Source organism: Streptomyces sp. WMMC940, from assembly GCF_027460265.1.
Taxonomy (GTDB): Bacteria; Actinomycetota; Actinomycetes; order Streptomycetales; family Streptomycetaceae; genus Streptomyces.
The window spans coordinates 1,645,738-1,669,979 of the sequence record NZ_JAPZBC010000001.1; the positions used below are offsets into that span (position 1 = coordinate 1,645,738).

Annotated in this window: 20 protein-coding genes; 4 read left to right on the forward strand and 16 right to left on the reverse strand. The window is 71.5% G+C overall.

Going from position 1 to position 24,242, the window contains the following annotated elements; translation table 11 throughout:
- Positions 1 to 291: 291 nt before the first annotated feature.
- The gene (locus O7595_RS07215; protein WP_443071825.1) at positions 292 to 1,761 is read left to right on the forward strand and encodes an NDP-hexose 2,3-dehydratase family protein; all 1,470 of its coding nucleotides are present in this window, start codon (positions 292 to 294) and stop codon (positions 1,759 to 1,761) included.
- Positions 1,762 to 1,851: 90 nt separating this feature from the next.
- On the opposite strand, the gene O7595_RS07220 is transcribed toward O7595_RS07215, so the two are convergent.
- Positions 1,852 to 2,457: a dTDP-4-dehydrorhamnose 3,5-epimerase family protein gene (locus O7595_RS07220; protein WP_269727899.1), complete on the reverse strand. Its 606-nt coding sequence runs from the start codon at positions 2,455 to 2,457 to the stop codon at positions 1,852 to 1,854.
- 230 nt (positions 2,458 to 2,687) lie between these two features.
- On the reverse strand, positions 2,688 to 4,991 hold the full coding sequence (locus O7595_RS07225; protein ID WP_269727900.1) for an excinuclease ABC subunit UvrA: 2,304 nt from the start codon (positions 4,989 to 4,991) through the stop codon (positions 2,688 to 2,690).
- Positions 4,992 to 5,160: 169 nt separating this feature from the next.
- Between O7595_RS07225 and O7595_RS07230 the strand changes: the two genes are divergently transcribed.
- On the forward strand, positions 5,161 to 6,021 hold the full coding sequence (locus O7595_RS07230) for a class I SAM-dependent methyltransferase (protein WP_269727901.1): 861 nt from the start codon (positions 5,161 to 5,163) through the stop codon (positions 6,019 to 6,021).
- A gap of 109 nt (positions 6,022 to 6,130) precedes the next feature.
- A complete protein-coding gene (rfbB, locus tag O7595_RS07235; RefSeq protein WP_269732407.1) occupies positions 6,131 to 7,141 on the forward strand; it encodes a dTDP-glucose 4,6-dehydratase in 1,011 nt (336 codons plus the stop codon).
- A gap of 119 nt (positions 7,142 to 7,260) precedes the next feature.
- On the opposite strand, the gene O7595_RS07240 is transcribed toward rfbB, so the two are convergent.
- From O7595_RS07240 to rdmE, 6 genes are all read right to left on the reverse strand, one after another.
- Positions 7,261 to 8,505, reverse strand: coding sequence for a DUF418 domain-containing protein (locus tag O7595_RS07240; RefSeq protein ID WP_269727902.1), 1,245 nt, complete (start codon positions 8,503 to 8,505; stop codon positions 7,261 to 7,263).
- 21 nt (positions 8,506 to 8,526) lie between these two features.
- A complete protein-coding gene (locus O7595_RS07245; protein ID WP_269727903.1) occupies positions 8,527 to 9,336 on the reverse strand; it encodes an FkbM family methyltransferase in 810 nt (269 codons plus the stop codon).
- A 77-nt stretch (positions 9,337 to 9,413) separates the two neighbouring features.
- Positions 9,414 to 10,697: an activator-dependent family glycosyltransferase gene (locus tag O7595_RS07250; RefSeq protein WP_269727904.1), complete on the reverse strand. Its 1,284-nt coding sequence runs from the start codon at positions 10,695 to 10,697 to the stop codon at positions 9,414 to 9,416.
- A gap of 26 nt (positions 10,698 to 10,723) precedes the next feature.
- Entirely contained in the window at positions 10,724 to 11,884 is a 1,161-nt protein-coding gene (locus tag O7595_RS07255) for a cytochrome P450 family protein (protein ID WP_269727905.1), read from the reverse strand.
- A 15-nt stretch (positions 11,885 to 11,899) separates the two neighbouring features.
- Positions 11,900 to 12,694, reverse strand: a complete 795-nt coding sequence (locus tag O7595_RS07260; RefSeq protein ID WP_269727906.1) for a phytanoyl-CoA dioxygenase family protein — start codon at positions 12,692 to 12,694, stop codon at positions 11,900 to 11,902.
- Positions 12,695 to 12,772: 78 nt separating this feature from the next.
- Entirely contained in the window at positions 12,773 to 14,380 is a 1,608-nt protein-coding gene (rdmE, locus tag O7595_RS07265) for an aklavinone 12-hydroxylase RdmE (protein WP_269727907.1), read from the reverse strand.
- 164 nt (positions 14,381 to 14,544) lie between these two features.
- Between rdmE and O7595_RS07270 the strand changes: the two genes are divergently transcribed.
- Positions 14,545 to 15,828 carry an activator-dependent family glycosyltransferase gene (locus O7595_RS07270; RefSeq protein ID WP_269727908.1) on the forward strand — a complete coding sequence of 428 codons (1,284 nt, stop codon included), beginning with the start codon at positions 14,545 to 14,547 and terminating at the stop codon, positions 15,826 to 15,828.
- Between the two features lie 211 nt (positions 15,829 to 16,039).
- Here O7595_RS07270 and O7595_RS07275 read toward each other — a convergent pair whose 3' ends face one another.
- The 8 genes from O7595_RS07275 to O7595_RS07310 all read right to left on the reverse strand — a co-directional run bounded on the left by O7595_RS07275 (position 16,040) and on the right by O7595_RS07310 (position 24,217).
- Positions 16,040 to 16,984, reverse strand: coding sequence for an endonuclease/exonuclease/phosphatase family protein (locus O7595_RS07275; protein ID WP_269727909.1), 945 nt, complete (start codon positions 16,982 to 16,984; stop codon positions 16,040 to 16,042).
- Positions 16,985 to 17,488: 504 nt separating this feature from the next.
- Complete coding sequence (locus O7595_RS07280; RefSeq protein ID WP_269732408.1) at positions 17,489 to 17,698, reverse strand: helix-turn-helix transcriptional regulator; 210 nt, start codon at positions 17,696 to 17,698, stop codon at positions 17,489 to 17,491.
- Positions 17,699 to 17,885: 187 nt separating this feature from the next.
- Positions 17,886 to 18,740: an ABC transporter permease gene (locus O7595_RS07285; protein WP_269727910.1), complete on the reverse strand. Its 855-nt coding sequence runs from the start codon at positions 18,738 to 18,740 to the stop codon at positions 17,886 to 17,888.
- Positions 18,737 to 19,621 carry an ABC transporter ATP-binding protein gene (locus tag O7595_RS07290; protein WP_269732409.1) on the reverse strand — a complete coding sequence of 295 codons (885 nt, stop codon included), beginning with the start codon at positions 19,619 to 19,621 and terminating at the stop codon, positions 18,737 to 18,739. The genes O7595_RS07285 and O7595_RS07290 overlap by 4 nt, the downstream gene beginning before the upstream one ends.
- Before the next feature lie 202 nt (positions 19,622 to 19,823).
- Entirely contained in the window at positions 19,824 to 21,110 is a 1,287-nt protein-coding gene (locus tag O7595_RS07295) for a cytochrome P450 family protein (RefSeq protein WP_269727911.1), read from the reverse strand.
- 62 nt (positions 21,111 to 21,172) lie between these two features.
- The gene (locus O7595_RS07300) at positions 21,173 to 21,943 is read right to left on the reverse strand and encodes an SDR family NAD(P)-dependent oxidoreductase (RefSeq protein WP_269727912.1); all 771 of its coding nucleotides are present in this window, start codon (positions 21,941 to 21,943) and stop codon (positions 21,173 to 21,175) included.
- Positions 21,936 to 23,273 carry an activator-dependent family glycosyltransferase gene (locus O7595_RS07305; protein ID WP_269727913.1) on the reverse strand — a complete coding sequence of 446 codons (1,338 nt, stop codon included), beginning with the start codon at positions 23,271 to 23,273 and terminating at the stop codon, positions 21,936 to 21,938. Before O7595_RS07305 ends, O7595_RS07300 begins: the two co-directional genes overlap by 8 nt.
- Positions 23,273 to 24,217 carry an aromatase/cyclase gene (locus O7595_RS07310; protein WP_269727914.1) on the reverse strand — a complete coding sequence of 315 codons (945 nt, stop codon included), beginning with the start codon at positions 24,215 to 24,217 and terminating at the stop codon, positions 23,273 to 23,275. Before O7595_RS07310 ends, O7595_RS07305 begins: the two co-directional genes overlap by 1 nt.
- Between the last annotated feature and the right edge of the window lie 25 nt (positions 24,218 to 24,242).

Below are 24,242 nucleotides of genomic sequence, written 5' to 3' on the forward strand. Positions count from 1 at the left end.
ATTCCGCCGGTCTGGCCCCAGGACGGCCCCAGCGGTGCGCGTCCCGGTGACCGGAACCCGCCGCCGTCCGGCCCGCCGGCCGCCCCGCCTCCCGGGAAGGTCCAGGGGAATTCGAGGTCCTTGCGGGCCGTCCGCACTGTACTGAGCCGTGCGCGCCGCCGGCGGCCCCGCCCCTGAGCCGGAGCGTACGAGGACACCGGTACCGGCCGCTCCCACCGACAGCGCGGCCCGGAGGACCGCCGCGTGCCCGACACCCTGTCCTGCCAGCGTGAAGGAACCCCGGTGAACCGAATCGTCCAGCCGCGCCCGCCCTTGCCCCCACCCCTCTCCGGTACACTCCCGGCCCGTCTCGCGAGGTCGGCCCTCACCGAGGAGTGCAGGGTCGAGCAGGCGACCTCGTTCGCTTCGTGGTTCGCCGCCGCCCGTGAACGGTCCGGTCTGCGGGTCGCACGAGTGGAACTCGACAGCCTGCCGGACTGGGACCGGGACCCGCGTACGGGTGCGCTGCGCCACCGCAGCGGTGGCTTCTTCGCCATCGACGGCATCGGGGTCCGCTACCCCTCCGGCCCGGTTCCCCACTGGCAGCAGCCGATCATCCATCAGCCGGAGATCGGCGTACTGGGTCTGCTGGCCCGCGAGTTCGACGGGGTGCTGCACTTCCTGATGCAGGCCAAGGTCGAACCCGGCAACAAGAACCACCTGCAGCTCTCCCCCACCGTGCAGGCCACCCGCAGCAACTTCCTGCGGCTGCACAAGGGCCGCGGTGTGCCCTATCTGACGTATTTCCAGGAGAGGACCCGGCACCACGTCGTCGCCGACGTCCTCCAGTCGGAACAGGGTGCCTGGTTCTTCCGCAAGCGGAACCGGAACATCGTCGTGGAGGTCACGGAGGACGTCGTCGTCGAGGAGGACTTCCGCTGGATGACGCTCGGTGAGATATACCGGCTGCTGGCGGTCGAGGACATCGTCAACATGGACACGCGTACGACGCTGTCCTGCCTTCCCCTGGCCGGCGGCGGTATCGACGCCGTGCTGGACACCGGTGACGGATTCCGGGAAGCGCTGGTCCGCTCCTGCGCCGGTGGACAGGCCGGTGCGCACGGCACGGAGGAGATCCTGAGCTGGATCACCGAGCACCGCGCCCAGGGGGATCTCACCACGTACCCGGTGCCGTTGGGCGAACTGCGGGACTGGCGCAGCTCTCCGGACCGGATCTCCCATGACAGCGGCCGCTTCTTCTCCGTGATCGGGGTGACCGTCACGGCCGGCACCCGCGAGGTCGGCGGCTGGTCGCAGCCGATGGTCGAGCCGCACGGGATCGGTGTGATCGCCGTGCTGGTCAAGGAGATCGGCGGAGTGCTCCACGCGCTGATGCGGGCCGGCGCGCAACCCGGCTACGTGGACGGCGTCGAGCTGTCCCCCACCGTCCAGTGCGTCCCGGAGAGCTACGAGGTGTTGCCCGGAGAGGCGCGGCCGCGCTTCCTGGACGACGTGCTGTCGGCCCCGCCGGAGCGGATCAGGTTCTCCTGTCTGCTGTCCGAGGAGGGCGGCCGATTCCACCACGCCCTGAACCGTTACCTCGTCGTCGAGGCCGACGGCGCGGCCGAGGCGCTGGAGGACGGGGAGCACCGCTGGCTGACGCTGCACCAGCTCAGCGGCCTCCTGCGGCACAGCCACTACCTCAACGTCCAGGCCCGCAGCCTGGTCGCCTGCCTGCACGGCCTGCTGGCCGCGCGACAGGGTGCGGCATCACCACGGTGAGGGAGCCGAGGAGCCTGCCGGACACGGTCGAGCGGTGGCTGGCCCACCGGTGATCCGGGGGGCCGCCACCGCTCGTCGCACCGCCGTGGCTCAGGCGGACCGCAACGCCCGGTCGATCGCCAGGCACTCGGTGTAGTCGGGCAGCAGACCGTCCGACGCGGCCTTCTCCAGGGTGGGTGCCGCGAGGTCGCGCTCGGACAGGATCGGATCGATGTCGCCCGGGATGGGCAGGGCCAGTTCCGGGTCGAGGATCGACAGCGCCAGCTCGTTCTCCGGGACGTACGCGCCGGAGAGCAGATAGGAGACGACGGTGTCGTCCTCGAACGCGACGAAGCCGTGGGCCACGCCGACGGGGAAGTACACGGCGCGAAATGTCTCGGTGTCCAGCAGCACGGCGTCCCACCTGCCGAAGGTCGGCGATCCCACCCGGATGTCCAGCGCGATGTCGAGCGTCCTCCCCCGCGCGCAGTAGACGTACTTGCCGCACCCCGGCGGTGTCAGGGTGTAGTGCAACCCGCGCACCACACCCCTGCGTGACCTGCTGTGATTGGTCTGGGCCACGCGGAACAGCGAAAGCCCGGTGGCGCCCGAGAACGCCGACTCCTGGTAGGGCGATACGAAGATGCCGCGCTCGTCGTCGAACACCCGTGGGGTGAATTCCATCGCGCCCTCGACGAGAAGTGCCCGCGACTGCATGGTGGAAACCATAACGGACTCCGATTCAAAGCCGTGGTGCTCGGTCTGGGTTCCGTGTGGGCCTGGGCCCCGTGTCCGGCGGGTCGGGATTCGCTGCTCTCCAGTGGGCCCGGGTGCTGCCGATGGTGTCCGCGGCGTCTCGCACGCGCCTCAACGACGGCTGGACCAGGCCCGGCCGGCACGCGGCGCGGACCGGTCCCCGCGTCGGGTGGGGACGGCGAAGCCCGTCCTCAGGCTTCCGGTGCGGCGACGTACTCGCGCAGGTGCCGGGCCGTCAGGGTGTCTCCGTCCGCGACGAGCTCGGCCGGGGTGCCGGTGAACACGACCCGGCCGCCGTCGTGGCCGGCGCCCGGTCCGAGGTCGATGATCCAGTCGGCGCGGGCCATCACGGCCTGGTGGTGCTCGATGGCGATGACCGTGTTGCCGTCGTGGACGAGCCGGTCGAGCATGTTCAGCAGTTGGTCCACATCGGCGAGGTGCAGTCCGCTCGTGGGCTCGTCCAGGATGTAGACGGCGGCCTTCTCGGCCATGTGGACGGCCAGTTTGAGACGCTGCCGCTCGCCGCCGGACAGTGTGGTGAGGGGCTGGCCGATACCGACGTACCCGAGGCCGACGTCGGCGAGCCGGTCGAGGACGACCCGGGCCTGGCCGGTGGTGAAGAAGTCACGGGCCTCGTCCACGGTCAGGGCGAGCACCTCGCTGATGTCCTTGCCGCGCAGTGTGTAGGTGAGGACCTCGGGAACGAACCGCTTGCCCTCGCACTCCTCGCAGACGGTCGCGACGCCCGCCATCATCGCCAGGTCCGTGTAGACCAGTCCGATGCCCCGGCAGTTGCGGCAGGCACCTTCGGAGTTGGGGCTGAACAGCGCCGGCTTGACGCCGTTGGCCTTGGCGAAGGCGGCGCGGATCGGGTCGAGCAGACCGGTGTAGGTCGCCGCGTTGCTGCGCCGGGACCCGCGGATCGCGGACTGGTCCACCACGACCACGCCGTCCCGCCCGGACAGCGAGCCGTGGATGAGCGAACTCTTGCCCGATCCGGCGACGCCGGTCACGGCGGTCAGCACGCCGAGAGGCACCTCGACGCTGACGTTCCGGAGGTTGTGCGTCGTGGCACCGGTGATCGGCAGGTACCCGGTGGGCCGCCGCACCTGCTCCTTGGTCCGTACCCGGTGGTCCAGGTACCGGCCGGTCAGCGTCCCGGATCGGCGCATCCCGGCGACATCCCCGGTGTAGCAGACCCTGCCGCCGGCCGGTCCCGCGCCCGGACCCAGGTCGACCACGTGGTCGGCGATCCGGATCAGCTCCGGCTTGTGTTCCACGACGAGGACGGTGTTCCCCTTGTCGCGCAGCCGGAGCAGGATGGAGTTCACCCGCTGGATGTCGTGCGGGTGCAGACCGACGGTGGGCTCGTCGAAGACATAGGTGGCGTCCGTGAGGCTCGACCCCAGGTGCCGCACCATCCTGACCCGCTGGGCCTCGCCGCCGGACAGGGTGCCCGACTCGCGGTCCAGGCTCAGATAGCCGAGGCCGATCTCCACCAGCGAGTCGAGCAGTTCGCCCAGGCTCGTCAGCAGCGGTGCCACCGAGGGGGCGTCGATGCCCTTGACGAACCGGGCCAGTTCACTGATCTGCAGGGCGCAGCACTCGGCGATGTTGAGCCCGTCGATCCGGCAGGAGAGGGCGGCGGGTTTGAGTCGGCCACCGCCGCAGGCCCGGCAGCGGGCGAAGGCCACGGCCCGGTCGACGAAGGCACGGATGTGGGGCTGCATGGCGTCGCGGTCCTTGCCGAGGTACAGGCGGCGCACCTTGACCATCAGACCCTCGTAGGTGGTGCCGGTGCCGCCGTGCAGGAGCCTGATCTTGGTGGCGGTCCTGTGCAGCAGGTCGTGCCACTGGGCGGGTGTGTAGTCCTTGAGCTTGACCGCGGGGTCGAAGTAGCCGGAGTGTGCGATCGACTTCCAGTACCAGGAGCCGACGTTGAAGTTGGGAACCGTTATCGCCCCCTCGTCGAGGGAGAGTTCGGCGTTCACCAACTGGTCGACGTCGAGAGTGGACACCCGGCCGATTCCCTGGCACTCGGGGCACATGCCCTCGGGCAGATTGAAGCTGAACGCTCCGGACGTACCGATGTGCGGAGTCCCTAAACGGCTGAAAATGACCCGCAGCATGGCGTGCGCGTCCGTCGCGGTGCCCACGGTCGAGCGGGAGTTGACGCCCATCCGTTCCTGGTCGAGGACGATCGCCGCGCTCAGATTGCGCAGTGCGTCGACATCGGGTCGGCCGAAATTCGGCATGAACGACTGGATGAACGCCGTGTACGTCTCGTTGATCAGGCGCCGGGACTCGGCGGCGACGGTGCCGAAGACCAGCGAGGACTTGCCGGAACCGGAAACACCGGTGAAGACGGTGATGCGGCGCTTGGGGATATTGAGGGAGACATCGGCCAGGTTGTTCTCCCGGGCTCCGCGAACCTCGATGAAGTCATGACCGTCGGCCTCGAGCCGCTGGTTTCCGGGCTGGTCTGAGAGAGTCATCGAAGTACCCTATTTTGCCGCTCATGACGTGTAAACCCGATACCGGGAACGACCGACCCACCGGGTTTTCATCCAGCCACGCTCCACCTGTTTTCGAGTGCTTTCGAAGGTGACCACCGGACGATGGTGCGCCGTACCGCCATTTCCGTGGGATTTCCTGGGAGCACACGTGGACGACACAACGTACAAGGCCCGTGTCACGGCGGCCTTCGAACGGGCCGCGGGGTCCTACGACCGGCTGGGGGTCACCTTCTTCACACCCATGGGCCGCCGCCTCGTCGAGCGCGCCGCCCCGAAACCCGGTGAGCGGGTGCTGGACGTCGGCTGCGGCCGGGGCGCCTGCCTGTTCCTCGCCGCCTCGCTGGTCGGGGAGTCGGGCCGGGTACTCGGCATCGACATCGCCCCGGCCATGATCGAGGAAGCGCGCAAGGAAGCCGCGACCGCCGGGGCCCGCAATGTGGAGCTGCGGGTGATGGACGGCGAGTACCCCGAGCTGCCGCTCCGCTCCTTCGACCTCGTGACCGGCAGCTACAGCCTCATCTTCTTCCCGGACGCGCGGGCCGCCCTGCCGCGCTATGCCCGGCTGCTCGCCGACGGCGGGCGCATCGCCTTCACCAGCCCGGTGTTCACCGACGACACCTTCCCCTTCCTCCCCCCGGTCTTCACCGAGCTCATCCCGCGGTCGCTGCTGGAGAACCTGCCGGCGCAGTGGCGGCCGGAGGAGCTCCAGCGGCGCTTCAACAGCTGGCTGGCCAAGGCGGAAGACCTGCGCACGACCCTGGAGTCCGCGGGGTTCGGCGAGGTGGAGATCGACGACGAACCGGTCGACCTGGTTGCCCCGTCCGGCTCCGTGTGGGTGGAGTGGTCCCACACCCAGGGCATGCGCCTGCTGTGGGAGCACCTGCCCGACGACGACCGGGAGCGGCTGCGGGTCCGCCTCACGGAGGCGCTGGACGACATGCGCAGGGACGGCGGGCCGGTGTCGATCGAGACTCCGGTGCGCTACGTCACGGCGAGCGTGGCCCGTTGAGCAGCGGTACGACCGCCGTGCACGGCACCGCGGCGTCCGGCACGATTCCGTCCGCCGGTGGGCGCCGTCCGTGCCGTTCCCCCCGACCGCGTCCGAACGGCCGCACATCATGAGGCTGCTGGTCACCGGCGGCGCCGGGTTCATCGGTTCGCACTACGTCAGAAGCCTGCTCGCGGGCCGCTACCGCGGCTACGAGGACGCGCAGGTGACCGTCCTGGACAAGCTCACCTATGCCGGCACGCTGACCAATCTGCCCCCCACCGGTCCGAGGCTGGCCTTCGTCCGGGGCGACATCTGCGATCACGGGCTGCTGATGGACCTGCTGCCCGGCCACGACGCCGTGGTGCACTTCGCTGCGGAGTCACATGTGGACCGCTCCATCGCCGGCTCCGCCCCCTTCGTCACCACCAACGTCACGGGCACCCACACCCTGCTGGACTGCTGCGTCAGCACCGGGGTGAGCCGATTCGTGCACGTCTCGACGGACGAGGTGTACGGATCGGTGGAGCAGGGTTCGTCCTCGGAGGACTCCCCGCTGGAGCCCAACTCCCCTTATGCGGCCTCCAAGGCGGCCGGCGATCTGATCGTGCGGGCCTTCCACCGCACCCACGGGCTGTGGACCACGATCACCCGCTGCGCCAACAACTACGGGCCCCACCAGTTTCCCGAGAAGGTCATCCCCCTGTTCGTCACGAACCTGCTGGAGGGCAGGAACGTCCCGCTCTACGGCGACGGGTTGCACGTACGGGAGTGGCTGCACGTCGACGACCACTGCCGGGCGGTCCAGCTCGTGCTGGAGTCGGGCCGGGCGGGCGCCGTCTACAACATCGCCGGCGGGACGGAGCTGACCAACCGGGACCTGACCCGGCTGGTGCTCGGGGAGTTCGGTGCCGGCTGGGACCGGGTGGACCACGTCACCGATCGCCTGGGGCACGACCGCCGGTACGCGCTGAACGCCGAGAGGATCAGGGCGGAACTCGGCTTCGAGCCGGAGATCCCCTTCGAGCGAGGATTCGCCGAGACCGTCCGGTGGTACCGCGACAACCGTGCCTGGTGGGAGCCGCTGCTGCGCCGTGCGGCCGGTCCGGCCTCGGCGCGGCCGGCTCCACCCGCCGGTTGAGCCACCGCGACGGACCCCGTCGCGCCCGGTCCGGCACCGGTGTCCCGGGACCGGTCGCCCTGACCCCCGACCCGGCAGCGCCCCGCGCACGACGGGGCGGGGCGCTGCCGGGTCGGGGGTCAGGCCCGCGGCGGCACGGTGGACTCCGCCGCGCTCCGCAGTGCGTCCCGGCGCGCACCGGGCGGATTCCCGGCACGGCGGCTCGCCCTGTGCAGCAGTGCTTCGGCCGGACCGCGTCTGTCCAGGCGGCGCAGCAGTTCGGCGATCAGCACGCCTCCGCACCAGGTGCCGAAGGCGACGAGTGCCGAGCCGTGGACGCCCACCCGGTCCCCGAGCCCGAAGGCGTACGGAGCGAACAGCACCAGCCACACGACCGACTGCCAGACGTAGCAGCTCATGGAGCGCCGGCCGCACGCGGCGACCGCCGTCACCACGGCCCCGCTCCTCCGGCCCCCCAGGCGCAGCGCGAGCAGGGCGACGGCCGCGGCCAGCGCGCAGCCGCCCGCGTAACCCGTCAGGACGTGCAGCACGCTGAGCCCCAGGGTCACGCCCGAGGGGGCGGTCGTCCACGTCCCCGAGGTGATCAGCGCGAGGGGAAGTCCGCCGGCGACGCCGGCGGCGGTGCCCGTCACCGCCACCCGCCGCAGCAGCACCCGGTGTCGGCCCGGCTCCTCCAGGATCCGCTGCCGGGCCGCCCACGCACCGACCAGGAACGGGCCGAGGGACACGAGGGCGAAGAGCGGAGTGGTGAACACCCAGGTGCCCACGCGGTACGCGGCGTCGGACGCCGGATCGGCGGCCAGGAACACCGCCGCCGCGGTGTCGGCCGGATCACCGGAGACGTTCGCTGCCAGCATGCCCCCGTACAGCAGCGCCCCCAGCAGGGCACCGGCGCCCGCCAGTGTGAACAACGCGCGGTCACGGACGTCGGTCAGGCCGACCGCGACCAGCCCGAGCAGCCCGTAGGCGCCCAGCACGTCTCCGGCGAACAGCAGCAGCGCATGGGCGAAGCCGAACACCAGCAGCCATCGTGAGCGCCGCCGCAGCACTGCCCGGGCCCCGGGTCCGTCCCGTCCCCGCTCCCTCTCGCGGGTGAGGATCCGGCCCGTTCCGTAGCCGAACAGCAGGGCGAACATGGGGAAGCTGCGACTGTCGGCCAGTGCGGTGAGCAGCCCAGCCGTCAGAGCGTCCGCCGGCCCGGACACCGGCGGGTACCCGCGGATCACCACGGCGCTCCCCCGCACGAACATGTGGGCGTGCACCAGGGCGACGATCAGCAGCATCAGGCCCCGGGCGAGGTCGGGGGCGAGGGCGCGGTGGCTCGGGGCCCCCGGTTCGGGCAGGCGCGCAGCGCCGTCGCTCATCGGTCCTTCCTCCTCGGCGCGTCAGTCCCGCTCCGCGAGCACCAGGTGGACGCTGCCCCCGACGTAGACCCCCCACTGGGAGGCCGTGGCCCGGAAGCCGAGACCGACCAGTCGCGACACGACCTGGCCGAGCCTGCCGTCGATGTCGTGGACTTCGAGCAGGACCCGGCGGATACGGGGCCAGCAGGCCGGATCGATGCCGTCGAGGACGTCGAGTTCACCGCGTTCGACATCGATCTTGAGCAGGCCCACGCGCTCCACCTGGTGCTCCGTCATGACGGCGGTCAGCGTGGTCACCTCGACCGGCACCCGCCGGGTCACGCTGAAGGTCCGGCGCACGACCTCCCTGGTCCGTTCGTCCGCGTCGATGTTGTCGAGATGCGCCTCGAGGTTGCGGGCGTCGTCCTCGGCGTCGTCGTACAGGGTCGAGGCCGAGGCCACGTAGGGGCGGTAGATCAGCTCGGACTTCCCGGGCGTGGCTCCGAGCGCCTGTCGGCACGCGGTCGCCCCCGGAAGGTGACGGGCGAGGTTCTCCTCGAGACAGGTGTAGGCCTTGGGGGCGGGTTCGAAGGCGATCAGGCGGCTGTCGGGCGCCAGCCGGGCGAAGAGCAGGGACGCCAGCCCGATGTGCGCGCCGACGTCGACGACGGCCTCGTCGGGTCGGAGGCCCTCGGCGGCCCTGCGGTAGGGGGCGGCGCTGCTGATCTCCTCCCAGAGGGTGTGTGCTTCCGCTTCCTGTACCGCCGACACCGCGCGGCCGTCGGGCAGTTCGCAGCGCGCGACAGGGAGGTCGGCGGGCAGTTCGTCGGGGAGGTCCCACGGATTCGGCATGCCGACGACGCTGTCGCACCGGTCTCGAGGAAGGCATGAGGCGCACTGGTTCACCGTCACGGGTCCGGTGGGTCCGGTCACACTCCGTGCCGGTGCTCCCTGGTCAGCCTCTCGAGGACGGGCACGACCTCGTTGGGCGTCGGCATGGCGCGGATCTCCTCGCGGAGATCCCCGGCGCGCTCGGTGTACGAGGGGTCGTCGAGCAGCCGGAGGATCCTCTCCCGCAGCACGTCGGCGGTCAGGTCACGGGCGGAGACGGCCAGGGTCGTGCCCGACTTCTCGTACTCCTCCCCCATGTCCTCGCTCACCCACTCGTAGCCGACGATGACGACCTGGGGGACGCCGTGCAGGTCCGCCGTGGCCTTCGTCTGGTAGCCGGCGTGGTGCACGATCACCGAGCACGACGGGGCCAGTTCGTTGAGCGGGACGAAGTCGGTGGTACGGATGTTGTCGGGCAGCTCGGGCAGGGCATCGCGCTGTGCCGGGTCGAGCGCGGCGATGATCTCGACGTCCAGTCCGGCCAGGCTCCCGAAGAGGGCGGCGAGGGTGTCGCCCAGCCGGAACCGCTCGGACTCCTCGCTGGTGATGGACGTGCCGAGGGTGACGCACACCCGTCGGCGCTCCGCCGGTTCGTGGAGCCACCTCGGCACCGCGCACCGCCCGTTGTACGGGACGTAGCGCATCGGCACCGTGGGGAGGTCGAGCTCCTGGCGCAGGCTGCCGGGCCGGGTGTCCACGACCCACTGGCCCGTCAGCATCGTCTCGTCGAACCGCCGGTCGCTGCCGAGGCGTTCGAGCGTCCAGTCGAGCCACTCGGCGGTGGGGTCCTCGCGCAGCGGCTCGGGCTGCTGGTCCCGATGGCGTACGAAGTGCCCGCGGGTGACCATCTGCAGGGCCAGCTCCGGGCCGGACACCAGGCGCGCATGGGCGGCGCCGGTGGCGACGGCGACGACCGCCCCGGCGATGGAGAAGCTCTCCCAGAGCACCAGGTCCGGCCGCCAGCCGCGGGCCACCTCCACCAGCTGGTCGATCTGCGCGTCGTTGTTGAGCGGCTGGTAGAGGGCGGGGACCACCATGTTCTCGTAGGAGAGATGGTCCTCCCACGTCACCTTCGAGGGGTCCTGCTTGCGGGTACCGATCTCGTTGAAGAGGGAGATCGCCTCCTTCTGGAAGTCGTCCAGCTGCTCCCACAGGGTCGGTGACTGGATCGGCACCGCGGTCAGACCCGTCTGGGTGACGGTGTCGACGAGTTGCTCGTTGCACGCCGCCAGCACCTCGTGGCCCGCGGTGCGCAGGGCCCACGCCAACGGGACCATCTGGTGGAAGTGATTGCCCTCGATGGAGGTGAACAGGACTCGCATCGCCGGATTCCCTTCTGTGGGCGGGGTCAGCCGATGACCAGCGGGCAGCTGAGCAGGTGCCTGGTCACCGGTGACCGGCGGCTGCGCAGGAAAGGGCCTGCCCGGCGCGGACGCGGACCGGCGGCCACCAGCGCGCGAAGCACGGCTTCGGCCTGGGTGCGGGCGAACGGCAGCGTCACACGGTGGTACAGGCCGGGGACGAGGGCGTCGGCAGGCCGGCCGGGAGCGAACCGGTCGGGGGCGTCGAAGACCTCGGGATCGCGGTTGGCTGCCCCGACGAGCACCACCACCCGCTCGCCCACCGACACGTGCTGCCCGGCGAACCCGACGTCGGCTTGGGCGACCATCGGATGAAGCTGCACCGGGGAGTCGTACCGCAGGGTCTCGCCCACGACCCGGGCCGCGTGCCCGGGGTCCTCCGCCACGCGCGCCCATTCCTCCGGGTGGTCCACCACCGCCAGCACCGCGCTCGCGACCAGCCGTGCCGCGGTGCGCACGCCGGCGGCGGCCAGCAGCACCGCCGGCTCCCACGTGCCCGCGGCCCCGTCGTCGTCGGGTGCCGCGAGGAGCGCCCGCAACCGGCCGACGGCGGTCACCGCGCGACGGGTGACGTCCAGCCGCTGCGGGCACAGCAGACCGTCGAGGACGACGCCGGCGGCGGCGCAGGCTCCGGCGAGTTCCCGGCGCCGCGGCGCGGGCAACCCGAAGGTCTCGGCGAGCAGTTCCACGGGGACCCGCTCCGCGAGGTCGGTGACGAGGTCGAAACTTCCGGACAGGCCGCCGGCCACCCGCTCGCACACCGATGCGACGACGGAGGGGGTGACGGCGTTCGCCGCCCGCCGGCGCAGCCGCTCGTAGTGCGCCGCGTCGCCGCCCAGTCCCGCGTCGTCCACGGGGACGTGGGCGTCCTCGCCGCTCACCGGGGCGTGCGGCCAGGCGTCGCCCAGCAGTGTCCCGGCGAGGCGGTGGTCCGCCGTCACCCAGGTGCCCGTGGTACTGCGCCACAGCGGGCCGAGCGCGCGGATGCGCTCGTGGCCCGGACGGGGGTCCTCGGCGTGACCGCGGAGCACCTCGGCGTACGGATCGCCCTTGACCTGGTGCAGCCACACCTCTCCGTGCGCGCGCTGCAGCCGCCTGCCCAGCTCGCCGATGTCCTCGCGTTCGCGTGTCCCGTGAATGACGCTCACCTTTGACGGTCTCCTCTAGACGAGGGGGAAGTTCTCGTTGTCCAGCGGGGCCCCGGGCGCCATGTGGGAGATGTGGGCGTCCTCGGTCCCGGGCCGGTAGGTGGCTTCGGCGTCCATGAAGACGATCCCGTGGCCCAGCCGGGGGCTGTCGGTCAGGTTCGGTCCGGCCATGTGCACGGTGCGGCAGTGGTGGAAGGCGACGTCACCGGCCTTCAGCGGGACGGTGATCCGGGGCTGCCAGGCGTAGTCCGGCCAGATGTCGGAGATGGCCCGGTGCTCGGCGAAGCTGGTCATGTGGGTCTGCCGGTGGGCGGTACCGCGCAGATGGGAACCCGGCACGTAGCTGAGGCAGCCGCTCTCGACCGGTACGTCGACCAGGGCGATCCACGCGGTGAGCGTCCGGTCGAGGCCGTCGAGCGGCAGGCCCGTCTCGTCGTCGTGCGCGAGCGTGGGCAGCGTGGTCAGGGTCCTCCGGCCCGGCTTGAGGAGGACGTCGGTGCTGTACAGGCGCAGTGGTGCCCCGGCGAGTCGCTTCGCCGCGCGGGTGACGGCCGGGTGCAGCGCGAGGTCGCGCAGCGCCTCGTGCTTGAGCCAGGCCTGGGCGACGAAGTGCACCTGCACGGTGTCCTCGCCCGCGCCCCAGATCTCCGGGCCGTGCTGGGCCATCGCCTCCTCGGAGGCCGCCCTGAACCGCGCCACCTCGGAGGCGGAGAGGACCTGGGGGACCCGGACGAAGCCGTTCTCCCGGTAGTACCGGTACGCCTCGTCGGTGAGGACGTCGGCCGTGATCGGGTCGGTTCGTGCCGTCATGGCGGATTCACTCCTTGTCGCGGTGGTGCGGACGTCGTACGGGCGGGCCGACCGGCCCGGTCCGGGCGGGGTTCGCGTTCAGCGGGACAGCACCCGGGCGAGTACGTCGCGCAGCGTCGCGGCGGGGTCGTCCGGGCTGGTGGCGGTGCGCCAGGCGACGACGCCGTCGGGCCGGATCAGGCTGGCGCCGCCCGTGCCGATGCCGAACCGCTCGGCCAGTTCGCCGCCGGGGTCGCTCAGGTCGGTGGCCAGGCCGTGGACCTCGACGCGGACGCCGAGGTCGTTCCCCGCGCTCCGGGCCCACTCGGTCCAGCCCGCACCGTCCTCACCGGTGATCAGCAGCCAGCCGGAGCCGAAGAGGTCCACGGTGGAGATCCGCTCACCGGCCCGTCGCACCCACACGTGCGGCATCCGGAATCCGGGGCGTCCGCTGGGCCGGTCCGGGGACTCGACCCGGTGGGGGTCGTCGTCGTCGATGAGGACGGCGTTCGAGCGGTACCGGAAGCCGAGGATCACCTCCGCGTAGCCGGCGGGCTCCGCCATCCGGTCCTTCAGGTGCGGGGCGAGCCGGGAGGCGTAGAGGTGCATGGACTCGTCCATCACGAGCCGGGCCACGAGCCCGCGCTCGGGCTCGTAGCTGTCGAGCAGCCCCGGTCCTGCCTGGCCGGTCAGTACGGCGGACAGCTTCCACGCCAGGTCGTACCCGTCACCGATGGCCGTGTTGCCGCCGAGCCCGCCGGTGGGCGGCACGACCTTGGCCGAGTCCCCGACCAGGAACACACGGCCGGCGCGCCACCGTTCGGCGATACGGGCCGCCATCTCCCAGCGCTGGATGTCCAGCACCTTGGGTTCCAGGTCGGGTGCGTCCAGGCCGATGCGGACCAGCTCGACGCAGCGGTCATGGGTGAAGTCCTCGGCGGACTCGCCGCGTTCGGGGTCGTACTCCACCAGGAAGGTGTGCCGCTCGGGCCGGTCGCTGCCGATGAAGATGCCGCTGAAGTGGGGGTTGCGCAGGTAGTACAGCCCGGACGCGTCCTTCGGGAGTACCTCCGACAGATCGGCTTCGAAGATCGTGCCGACCACGTGGGCCAGCGAGCCGTGGCCGTGGCGCGGGATACCGAGTCCTTCCCTGACGGGGCTGCGGTCGCCGTCGGCGGCGACGAGGTAGCTCGCCCGGACGGTGGTCCCGGCGTCGGTCTCGCGGTCGCGCAGCAACGCGGTGACCCCGTGCGCGTCCTGCTCGTAGGAGACCAGCGCGGTGCCGAACCGGATCAGCGCCCCGTCCTGGACCGCCCGGGCCCGCATCAGCGGCTCCAGCTGGTCCTGCCAGGCCAGCGCCCACGGCATCGGGGAGCAGGGCGCGGTGGTGGCGACCAGGTGCTCGAAGCCCTCCTCGAAGGTGTCGAGCACCTCGCCCCGTACCGTCTCGGCGACCCGGGTCGTGAAATGGCCCTTCGCGCCGCGGTGGTCGGTGACCTGCTGCACCTGCTCGGCGATCCCGCCGAGCCGTAGCAGTTCCATGGTGCGCGGGTTCTGGCCGATCGCCCTGGGGTGGATCGACGTCGTCGGGTGCTTCTCGGCCATGAGGACCCGTACGCCGAGCCGGGCGAGGAACATCGTCGTGGAGAGCCCGCCCAGGCCCGCGCCCACGACCAGGACATCGACTTCTGCGTCGGCTGTGGCCATTGCCGTCCTCCCGTTCGCTGCGACGCCCGGTCGGCCGCCGGTACCCGGGGGCCGAGACTCACCGGTGGGCTTCGAAGTCCGCTGGAGGCCCGCTGGCGCGCCCTCGTGCGGCCGCTGCGGGGATCCTCGAGCACCGTGCGATCGCGCACCGGCAGGGTGGGCCCATGCGAGTGCTGTTCACGCCGTTCCCCGCGAGCACCCACGTCCACACCCAGGTACCGCTGGCGTGGGCGATGCGGGCCGCGGGACACGAGGTCCGGGTGGCCACCCAGCCGGACGTGGTCGAGGACATCAACAACGCGGGCCTGACCGCTGTCGCGGTCGGCGAGGTCCTCGACGTTCCGGCCACGATGAACCCGGAATACACGGACGAGCCCGAGGAGATCCGCGACGAGGCCTGGCTGGACGTCCTCGACATCAGCGAGACCCGGCCGGAGAAGCTGACCCATTCCCATGTGCACGGGGTGCTCACCGCGTGGACGTCGTTCGTCTACCAGAACACGCTGCCGGACGGCACGACCGAGGAGCTGATCGACTTCGCCCGGGCCTGGCGGCCGGACCTGGTCGTGTGGGACACCATGTACTACCCCGGCGCGCTCGCTGCCCGGATCAGCGGCGCGGCCCACGCCCGGCTGATGTTCGGGCTGGACCTGGTGGGGCTCATGCGCGGGCACTACCTGGGCGGGCTGGCCGAACTTCCGCCGGCCCTGCGGGAGGATCCGCTCGAGGAGTGGATGAGCCGCATCCTGCGGCGGCACGGCCGGGAGTTCACCGAGGACCTGGTCGTGGGCCAGTGGACCATCGATCCCGTTCCGCCGTCGCTGCGGCTGCCCGTCGACCTGCCGTCCGTACCGATGCGCTACGTGCCGTACAACGGCGAGGCGACGATCCCCGGATGGCTGCGGGAGCGGCCCCGGCGGCCCCGGGTCTGCCTGACCCTCGGGAGGTCGTTCCGCGAGGTGGTCGGCGCCGACCGGGCGTCCGCAGGCGATCTGCTGGACGCGGTGGCGGATCTGGACGTGGAGGTGGTCGCCACCTTCACCGCGGACCAGCTCGATCCGGGCCGGCGTGTGCCGGGAAACGTGCGGGTCGTCGACTTCGTCCCGCTGGACGCCCTGCTGTCCACCAGCGCGGCGATCGTGCACCACGGCGGTTCGGGGACGCTCCAGACCGCACTGGCGCACGGCGTACCGCAGGTGGTGGTGCCGGCCAGGATGTGGTGCAACGTCCCCAAGGCGCACCGGGTACGGGATGCGGGCGCCGGACTCTGCATCGATCCGGAGGACCTGACGCCGCACGGGCTGCGCACCGCGCTGGTCCGGGTGCTGGAGGAGCCGGCGTTCGCCACGAACGCGGACCGGCTGCGCCGCGAGGTCGCCGGCACGCCGACTCCCGCCGACATCGTCCCGGTGCTGGAGAGGCTCACGGCCGAACACCGGGCGCTCTAGCCGTTCCGTCCGGGGAGGTCGCGGGCGCGCGCCCATGGCGCAACCGCATCGCGTTGGTCTGCGTGTGCGTGGCGGTGTCCCTGTCCGCAATCGCGGTCGGCGTGTTCGTCTTCTGAGAGCCGGGGAAGGCTGCCGGTGCCGTTCTTCCCCGGTTCTCGTGCACTCCGCCCCTGCGGGGAGCCGGGTCCGCGCCCCGGAGGGGGCGTGGGCGTCAGCCGTCGGCGCCGTCCGCGGTGAAGGTGAACGTGACGGACGGCGGATTGTGGTCGGACAGCGGCTTGCCCTTGCCGTCGAGGAACCGTTCGTACTCATTGCCGTAGCGGACCGCTTCCAGCGTCAGCCCCGGACCGCTGCGGTAGAAGATCTTGTCGAGGAGCTCGCACTCGGTGGATTCCTTGCAGGTGGGGGCCGAGTCGTCGACTCCGGGCGTCGAGCCGCCCCTGACCAGCCGGACCCAGGCGTCGGTGAGCCCGTTGCCGTCCCGCAGTTCGCGGATGATGTCGCCGGACCTCGTGTAACGGCTGTTCGTGTCGCCGGTGACGATGACGGCCCTCCCGGCGGAGTGCTTCTTGATGTAGCCGGACAACTGGCGGACGTTGTCACGGCGGGCGCGCAGCATGTCCTCCGTGCCGGAACCCGCGTTCATGTGCGCGTTGTACAGGTCGAGCGATCGTCCGCCGGGAAGTTCCAGCCGCAGGTACGTGAAGCCCTTCGGGGTGAGGCAGTCGGCGTTGGTGCACCGGTTCCACGTCACCCGGTCGAGTTTCCTGAGCTTGAAGCCGGACAGGGTGTTGAGACCGTCCGAGAAGGGCACACCGGGCACCGGCACCCACGAGGGCACCGACGGAGGTGTCCGGTAGCGGTGCTCGTCGTGCTTGACGAGGTCGGCGTGGTACGCGAAGTCCTCCTGGACGTTCACGACGTCGTAGGCGTTGATCCTCTTGGATATCTCCTTCGTGTTCCGCGCGGGCCGACTGCCCGAGAGGGGTTCGGGAAGTCCCGCGATGTTGTAGGTCAGCACGTCGAAGGTGCCGGTGAAGGGTGCGGTCGGGGAGTCGTCCGCGTGTGCGGTGGGGGACGCGACCGCGGTCGCGACGACCGCCGACAGGCTCACGCAGAGCATGCCGAACCGTGCTGCTTCACGTGGTGCGGGCATGTGTTGGCCCTTCTCTGGAGGGACGGCGAGGGACGTCGGCACTACGGGAAACCCCTTCCCGAGCGGGCCGACGCGGGGCACAGCCGGCGTGGCAGCACCTGGTCAACGGCAGGCAGGTCGCCGATTGCGGCACGGCACCCGTCGTGACGCCGCCGGCCCCGCCCCTCGCGGGCTCGGGCATCGCTCCGGCGTGGAACACACGCGCCGGCTCGAGCTGACGGGTTGTCATGAACTCATCCTCCCGGTCGGGGGCGGCCGGGCACAACCGTCCGGTCCGACCGGGCGGACCTCCGCCGCCCGACGACAGCGACGAGGCCGTCGAACTCACGACGAGTCGACCCAACGCCCTTGCCGGACCGCGGACACGGGGCAGGCGCGCACCGTCCGCCCGACGCCCGCACCGCCGGCACACGCACCGCCTCGACGGCACCCGGCAGCCGACCGCACGGTGTCCGGCGCACCGCGGCCGCGGGGAATCGACGCCCCCGCGGCCACGGAAACCCTTCACTCGGAGGGTGGGGTGCTCCCGATCCGGGGGAACGGGGTGGTCGAGAAGATCACCTCGACCGGGACCTCGAAGTACTCCGCGATCCGCAGGGCCAGGTACAGGCTGGGGCTGTACTCACCGCGCTCCAGATAGCCCACCGTCTGGTAGTGCACCCCGAGGGCGTCGGCGAGCTGCCTGCGGGTGATGGCGCGCTCCACCCGCAGCATGGCGATGCGGTTGTGCACCGTCTCGGTCCCGGCGCCGCCTCGGGAGCGTCCCTGTTCACCGGCTGCCCGTCGGCCGGCGGCGGGCTTGTCGGTGCCGGTGCCGGGCCGGGGATCCGACGCCCCGGTCTCCGGCTCGGGCGCCGACGTGCCGCGGCGCGTGAGCCCGCCCTTCCTGCCGGATGCCCTGTCACCCAACGCGCTTCAATGCCTCCTGCTGCCGTGCCTCCACCTTCGATCCCGTCTCACCGCGCGCCGTTCGGCCCAGGACCTTCGGCGCGATCAGCAGCGCGACGACGGCCCAGGCGAGCAGCACGACCGCGGTCATGGGCCTGCGCCAGGAGTCGCCGAGCTCGACCGCGACCGCCGCCTCGGGCAGCAGCGCGGCGCGCGTGCCCAGTCCCACCCAGTACACGGGGAAGACCTGCGCGACGCCCTGGAGCCAGCCCGCCAGTGAGGTGATCGGGTAAAAAATACCCGAGATCGCCATCAGACCCATCGTCGGGAAGATGCCCCAGGTGTTCGCGCCGCGCGGGTTCTTGACCATCGCCCCGATGATCAGGCCGATCGGCAGGGTGGCGAGCAGCCCGAGGCCCAGCACCCAGAGCAGGTTCAGCCACTTGGCGAGGTCCCCGGTCACCAGGTCGTCGAAGAGGAACACGCTCGGCACCAGGATGATCGTCAGCGTCAGCACGGTGCTCAGAGCGATTCCCAGCACCCGGCCGGCGATGTAGCCGACCAGGCCCTGCGGTACGGTCCTGGCCCGCAGCAGCGTGCCGTCCTCCCGCTCGGCCGCCAGCGCGAACGCCGCACCGCCCAGTGCCTGGAACGCCAGCAGTCCGCCGATCATGCTCGGCATGGAGAGCGTCGCCAGCGAGAGGTCCGTACCCTCCACGGTCGAGTTCCGCATGAAGAACAGCACCCCGAGGAACACGCCCCCCAGGACGAGGTAGTAGACGATGTCGCCGGGCGAGGTCACGCTCTGCCGGAACTCGGTCCAGCCTCGGCGCAGGCCGAGCCGTACCGCGTACACGGTGGGATTCACTTGCTCGCCTCCCGGAACGCCGCGACCGCCTCTTCGGACCGGCCGGCCTCGTGCTGCTGGACCATGGTCATGTACGTGTCCTCCAGGCTGGCCCTGCGCACCTCGAGGTCACGGACCCGGTCGCCGTGCTGCTTGAACAGCTCGTGGACGAACGCGCTGGCGTCCGGGGTGGCGTGGACGAAGTGCTCGCCGCCGACGCTCCAGCGGACCTCCGCCTTGCCCGCGGCCTCCCGGGCGAGCTGGTCGGCACTGCCGTCGGCGACGATCTGACCGCCGGCCAGGATCAGGATGCGGTCGGACAGCTTCTCGGCCTCGTCCAGGTCGTGCGTGGTGAGCAGGATCGTGGTGTCCTCCAGGTCGGAGAGCCGGTGCACCACGTCGTGGAAGTCGCGCCGGGCCTTGGGGTCGAACCCGACGGTGGGCTCGTCCAGGAACAGCACCTCGGGCCGGCCGACGATGCCGATGGCGACGTCGAGACGACGGCGCTGACCGCCGGACAGGGATCCGATCTTCTGGTCCGCCTGCTGTTCCAGGCCGACCATGGCGATCAGCTCGTCCACGTTCCGCGGGCGGGGCCGCTCGGCGGTGGAGTAGGGCCGGTAGAAGTCACCGAGCTGGGCCAGCAGCTCCCGGACCTTCCACTTCCCGTGGTCGCGCCACGACTGGAGCACGATGCCCAGCCGGGCGCGCCACTGCTCGTCGCCCTTGGCCGGATCGACGCCGAGCACACTGACCTCACCCGCCGAACGGGTGCGGAACCCCTCCATGATCTCGATGGTCGTGGTCTTGCCGGCGCCGTTCGGCCCCAGCAGAGCGAGGACCTCGCCCCGTCGGACGCTGAAGTCGACTCCGTTGAGCACGTCCTTGGAGCCGTACCGCATCCGGAGTCCGCGGATGTCGATCACCCGTTCCCCTAAGGCGCCGTCCGGTGCTCCCCCCGTCTGACTCAGCTCTTGCAGATCGCTAGCCCCTGCCATAGGCCCTCTACCTTTCGATCAGACCTGTTAGATGAAAGATAGTAGCTCTACTACGATCCGCACAAGTGACACGGTCGAGATTCGTGACGCATCGTGAGGAGATGTGTCAGAGAGCCAGGGGCAGTTCCAGGACCGCTCCGGTGACCCCGGAGCGCAGACGCCGCAGTACGGGCCCGGTGCGCCGCGCTCCGGGTGCCTCGGCCGACAGGACGCGGAGCCCGGACTCGGCCTGGAGCCGTACCAGCGGCGCGAGCAAGGACGTGGGCAGGCCGTCGGGAAAGGCCAGGTGCTTCCCGCTCCGCTCCCTCGCCGGGTCGAAGGCGGACGGCTCCGCATGGACCGCGGAGTCCCGGTTGGCCGCCTCGACCGCCACCACGACCTGGCCGCCCGCCGGGACGGCCGTCCCGGCCAGTTCGAGGTCCTCGTGCGCGTACAGGGGGACCAGCCGGACGGGCGGGGCGTAGCGCAGCGTCTCCTCGACCACGGCCGGCGCGAGGTGCGGGTCGTCGCACAGCGACCGCCACGATGCGGGGTGGTCGAGCAGGGACGCCACCGCGTCGCAGAACAGGGTCGCGGACAGCTCGGACCCGACGAGGGCCAGGAGCATGCACACCGACCGCGCCTCGTCGTCGTGCGTGACCTCCAGCAGGGCGCTGACCAGGTCGTCCCCGGGCTTCTCGCCCCGCCGCGCGATCAGGTCGGTGAGCAGGGACCGCATGCCCTCGACGGAGGTGATCAGCTCGTGCGCCGTCCGCAGGTGCGGCGAGCACACCATGGCGTCCAGGGCCCCCGCCGCACCCCGGCAGAACGCGGCGAAGCGGTCGCGGTCCTCCTCCGGTACGCCCAGGAGCTGCCGCACGATCTCGGCGGCGAACGGGTCGGCGACGTCCGACCGGAGGTCCAACCCGGTGCCCGCGGCGGCGAGGACACGGCGCTGCTCCCGTTCGACCGCGGGCCGCCACCGCTCCAGGGCCGTCGCGCCGAGCAGCGGCTCGAGAGTCGCCCGCACACGCTCGCAGTCGGCCCGGCCGGCGGTCAGGAACAGCTCGTCGAACGGAAGGATCTCGCGCAGGGCGGGCACCTCCCACGGCATGGGTTCCCGCCGCTCCCCCTCGTCGTCCGCGACGGGAGCGTCCGCGTCGGGGTGCCGGAAGCTCAGCCGCGGGTCGCCCAGCGCGGCCACGGCGACCTCGTGATGGGCCGTCACCCACGCCTCGGCGCTGCTCCAGTACAGCGGGCCCCGCTCCCGGATCAGTTCGCCGAGCCGGTGCGGATCGTCACCGGCGGTCCTCAACAGCAGGGCGTACGGGTCGTCCTTGGTGCCGATGATCCACTGGACACCGCGGTGCGTGAGCAGCACCCGGCCCAACTCGCTCTCGGTCATGCTCGCCATGTTTCAACTCCGCTTCCGAGGGGGGCGGCTGTGGTCCGGTCCCGGTTTCAGGTCGTGCCGGGTCATGTCAGGGAGAGGCCGCCGTCGACCGGCAGCACGGCGCCGGTCAGGTGGTGGGCGCCCGGCCGGGTCAGCTGCGTGATCCACCAGGCGATGTCCTCGGGGGTCCCGACACGGCCCTGGGGTGTCAGGGCGCCGACGTGGTGGAGCATGCCGTCGTACTGCTCGGCCGACATGCCCGCCCGCTCCGCGAAACCGGAGTCGACCAGCCCGGGGGCGACGCCGACGACCCGGATGCCGCGTGGCGCGAGTTCGACCGCCCAGGTACGGGTGAGGAAGTCGAGCGCCGCCTTGGCGGCTCCGTACACGCCGTTGCCCGGCCAGGCCCGGGACCCCCGCGCACCGGACGAGCTGACGTTCACCACCGTGCCGCCGCCGGCGGCGAGGGCGTCGAGCGCGCACCGGGTGAGCAGCACGGGCGCCGCGAGGTTCGTGCCGAGCTGGGTGGTCACCTGCTCCGCGTCGACGTCGGCGAGGGCGCGGTGGCCCAGTGCGGCGGCGTTGTTCACCAGGACGTCGATCCCGCCCAGCTCGCGCAGCGCGGTCTCCACGACCTTCCCCGGCGCGTCCGCCTCGGTGAGGTCGACGGCGAGCGTGCCGATGGTGTCGTACCCCTTCGCCGTGCCGGCGAGGTCGGCGGCCGTGCGGCCGACGACGAGTACCGCCGCGCCCTCGTCGGCGAAGGCGCGTGCGACGGCCCGCCCGATCCCGGAGCCGCCTCCGGTCACCACGACCGCCCCCGGGGCGGAGGGCGTGGAAGCTGTGTCAGACATCGTTCCTCGCAGGGTGGTCGTCGTGTCCCGTGGCGCCGTGGCGCCGGTGTTCGGCGGTGAGCGACTCCAGCACCGGGACGATGTCCCGGGGAGCGGGTGTGGCCAGCGTCTCCCGGCGCAGCCGGTCGGCTCCGGCGGCGAACGACGGCTCCGCCAGTACCCGGCTGAGCGCGTCGCGCAGGGCCTCGGCCGTCAGGGCGTCCGCGTCCAGACGCAGTCCGGCGCCCGACCGTTCCACGAGGTCGGCGCGGATGCCGTTGTCCCACATGGTTCCGGGCACCAGGATCTGCGGGACGCCGTACAGGAACGCCGTGTGGACCGTGCCGGACCCGCCGTGGCTGATGACGGCCGAACAACTCGGCAGCAGCGCGTCCATCGGCACGAAGTCGACGGTGCGGACGTTGTCGGGAAGGGCGCGGACCTCCCGCAACTGGCGGGCGTTCAGGGTGGCGACCACCTCGACGTCCAGTCCGGCGACCGCGTCGATCAGCTCGCCTATGGACGCCTGGTCGCCGCCCATCACCTCGCGGTGCGAGACCCCGAGCGTCAGGCACACCCGTGGGCGTTCGGGCACCGCGCGCAGCCAGGCCGGGATGCTGCCCCTGCCGTTGTAGGCGACGCAGCGGACCGGCACGTACGGCAGGTCCACCGGGAGCCGCAGGGAGTTCGGCACCGGGTCGATGGTCCACTGGCCGGTCACCAGGTCCTCGCTGAACGCTCCGCCGTAGCGCTCCATCACCCAGCCGAGCCACTCCCTCATCGGGTCCTCGCGCAGCGCGGTCGGCCTCCGGTGCACCTCCGCCAGATAGCTCTCCCGCATGCGGCCGACCAGGTCCAGGCCGAACATCAGCCGGGCGTGCGCCGCACCGGTGACCCGGGCGGCGACGGACCCGGCGAAGGTCAGCGGATCCCAGACCACCAGGTCGGGCCGCCAGGCACGGGCGAACTCCACCAGGTCGTCGATCATCTCGGCCGACGAGTAGTTCTGGAAGACCGCCGAGGTCATCGCGGTGAGGACGCCGTGCATGTGGTCGTACGTCAGCTTCTCCGGGCGCAGCTCGTCCATCGCCAGCAGCAGCTGGGCGTCGGGGGCGTCGTCGTACGTGTCGCGGGAGGCGTCCTCGCGTTCCCGCAGCTCCTCCATCACCCGGTCCTCGTTGAGCTCCCGGCCGACCGGGACCGCGGTCAGCCCGGTGCGGGCGATCACGTCGCCGAGGTCGGGGTGGCTGGCCACGCGGACCTCGTGCCCGGCGACCCGCAGCGCCCAGGCCGGCGCCACCTGGGCGTGTACGTGGTTGCGGGCGCCGAAGGTGGTGAACAGGACGCGCATCAGCGCTCCCGTACGGCGCGCTCGGCGTACTCCTTGGCCAGCAGCATCGTCGCGGTGCTGTTGCGGCTCAGCGCGTCGCGGACGAAGGTGCGCGCGTCCTCGACCGTGGCGCCCTCGCCGAGGACCGGAACGACCGCGTCGGGGTTCAGTACGACCGTGTGCGTCGAGGTGACGGTGCACCCGGACGGGCTTGTCGCGATGTGCCAGCGGCCGTTGTGGACGGACATCAGCGCGGGTGTCCTCAGCTGCTTGTAGACGATGGCTGCGTCGGGGAAGCAGACCCGTACCGACGTCGTCGTGTGGATCGCGCCGTTCGGGGTGAGCGTGTCCATCTCCAGCAGTTGCAGGTTCGGGGTGCTCTCCTCGATCTCGACCCGCTTCACGTGCGGCAGCCGCTCCTCCCACCGCCGGGCGTCGTAGAGGAAGTCGTAGACCTCCGCGGGGCCGCCGGCCACCTCCACCACGTCGTCGAACTGCAGCGAAAGGTCGTCCGCACCGGCCCGTTCCGCGGCCCGCCTGAGCGCGCCCAGTTCCGCGTCGCTGTTGCGGTCGACGGCCCGGGTGATCCACTCCGCGCCCTCCGGGTCGTCGTCGACGGCCCGGAAGTCGTGGGTGAGGCGGACCAGGGCCCGGGACTCCGACAGCGGCTCGACGATCCATTCGCCACTCATGGCGGCGACCGGCGGCTGGGACACCTCCTGGCGGAAGCTCACCCGAAGGCCGTCGGAGTCGAGGACGCGGCGCGAGGTCCACGTCTTGACGGCGGCGTTGGCGGTCGCCCAGATCCGGATGCGCTCCTCGCCGGCGGTCCGTTGGAGGACGTCCACGTGCACGGTCGGGGGAAAGACCCGGGGCCATGCCTCGACGTCCGCGATCAGGCCGAAGACGGTGCGCGCGGGTGCCTCCACGGTGATCCGGTGCTCGGCACGGTGGTTGTTCGTCATGCTGCGGGTCTCCTGGTCCTCGCGC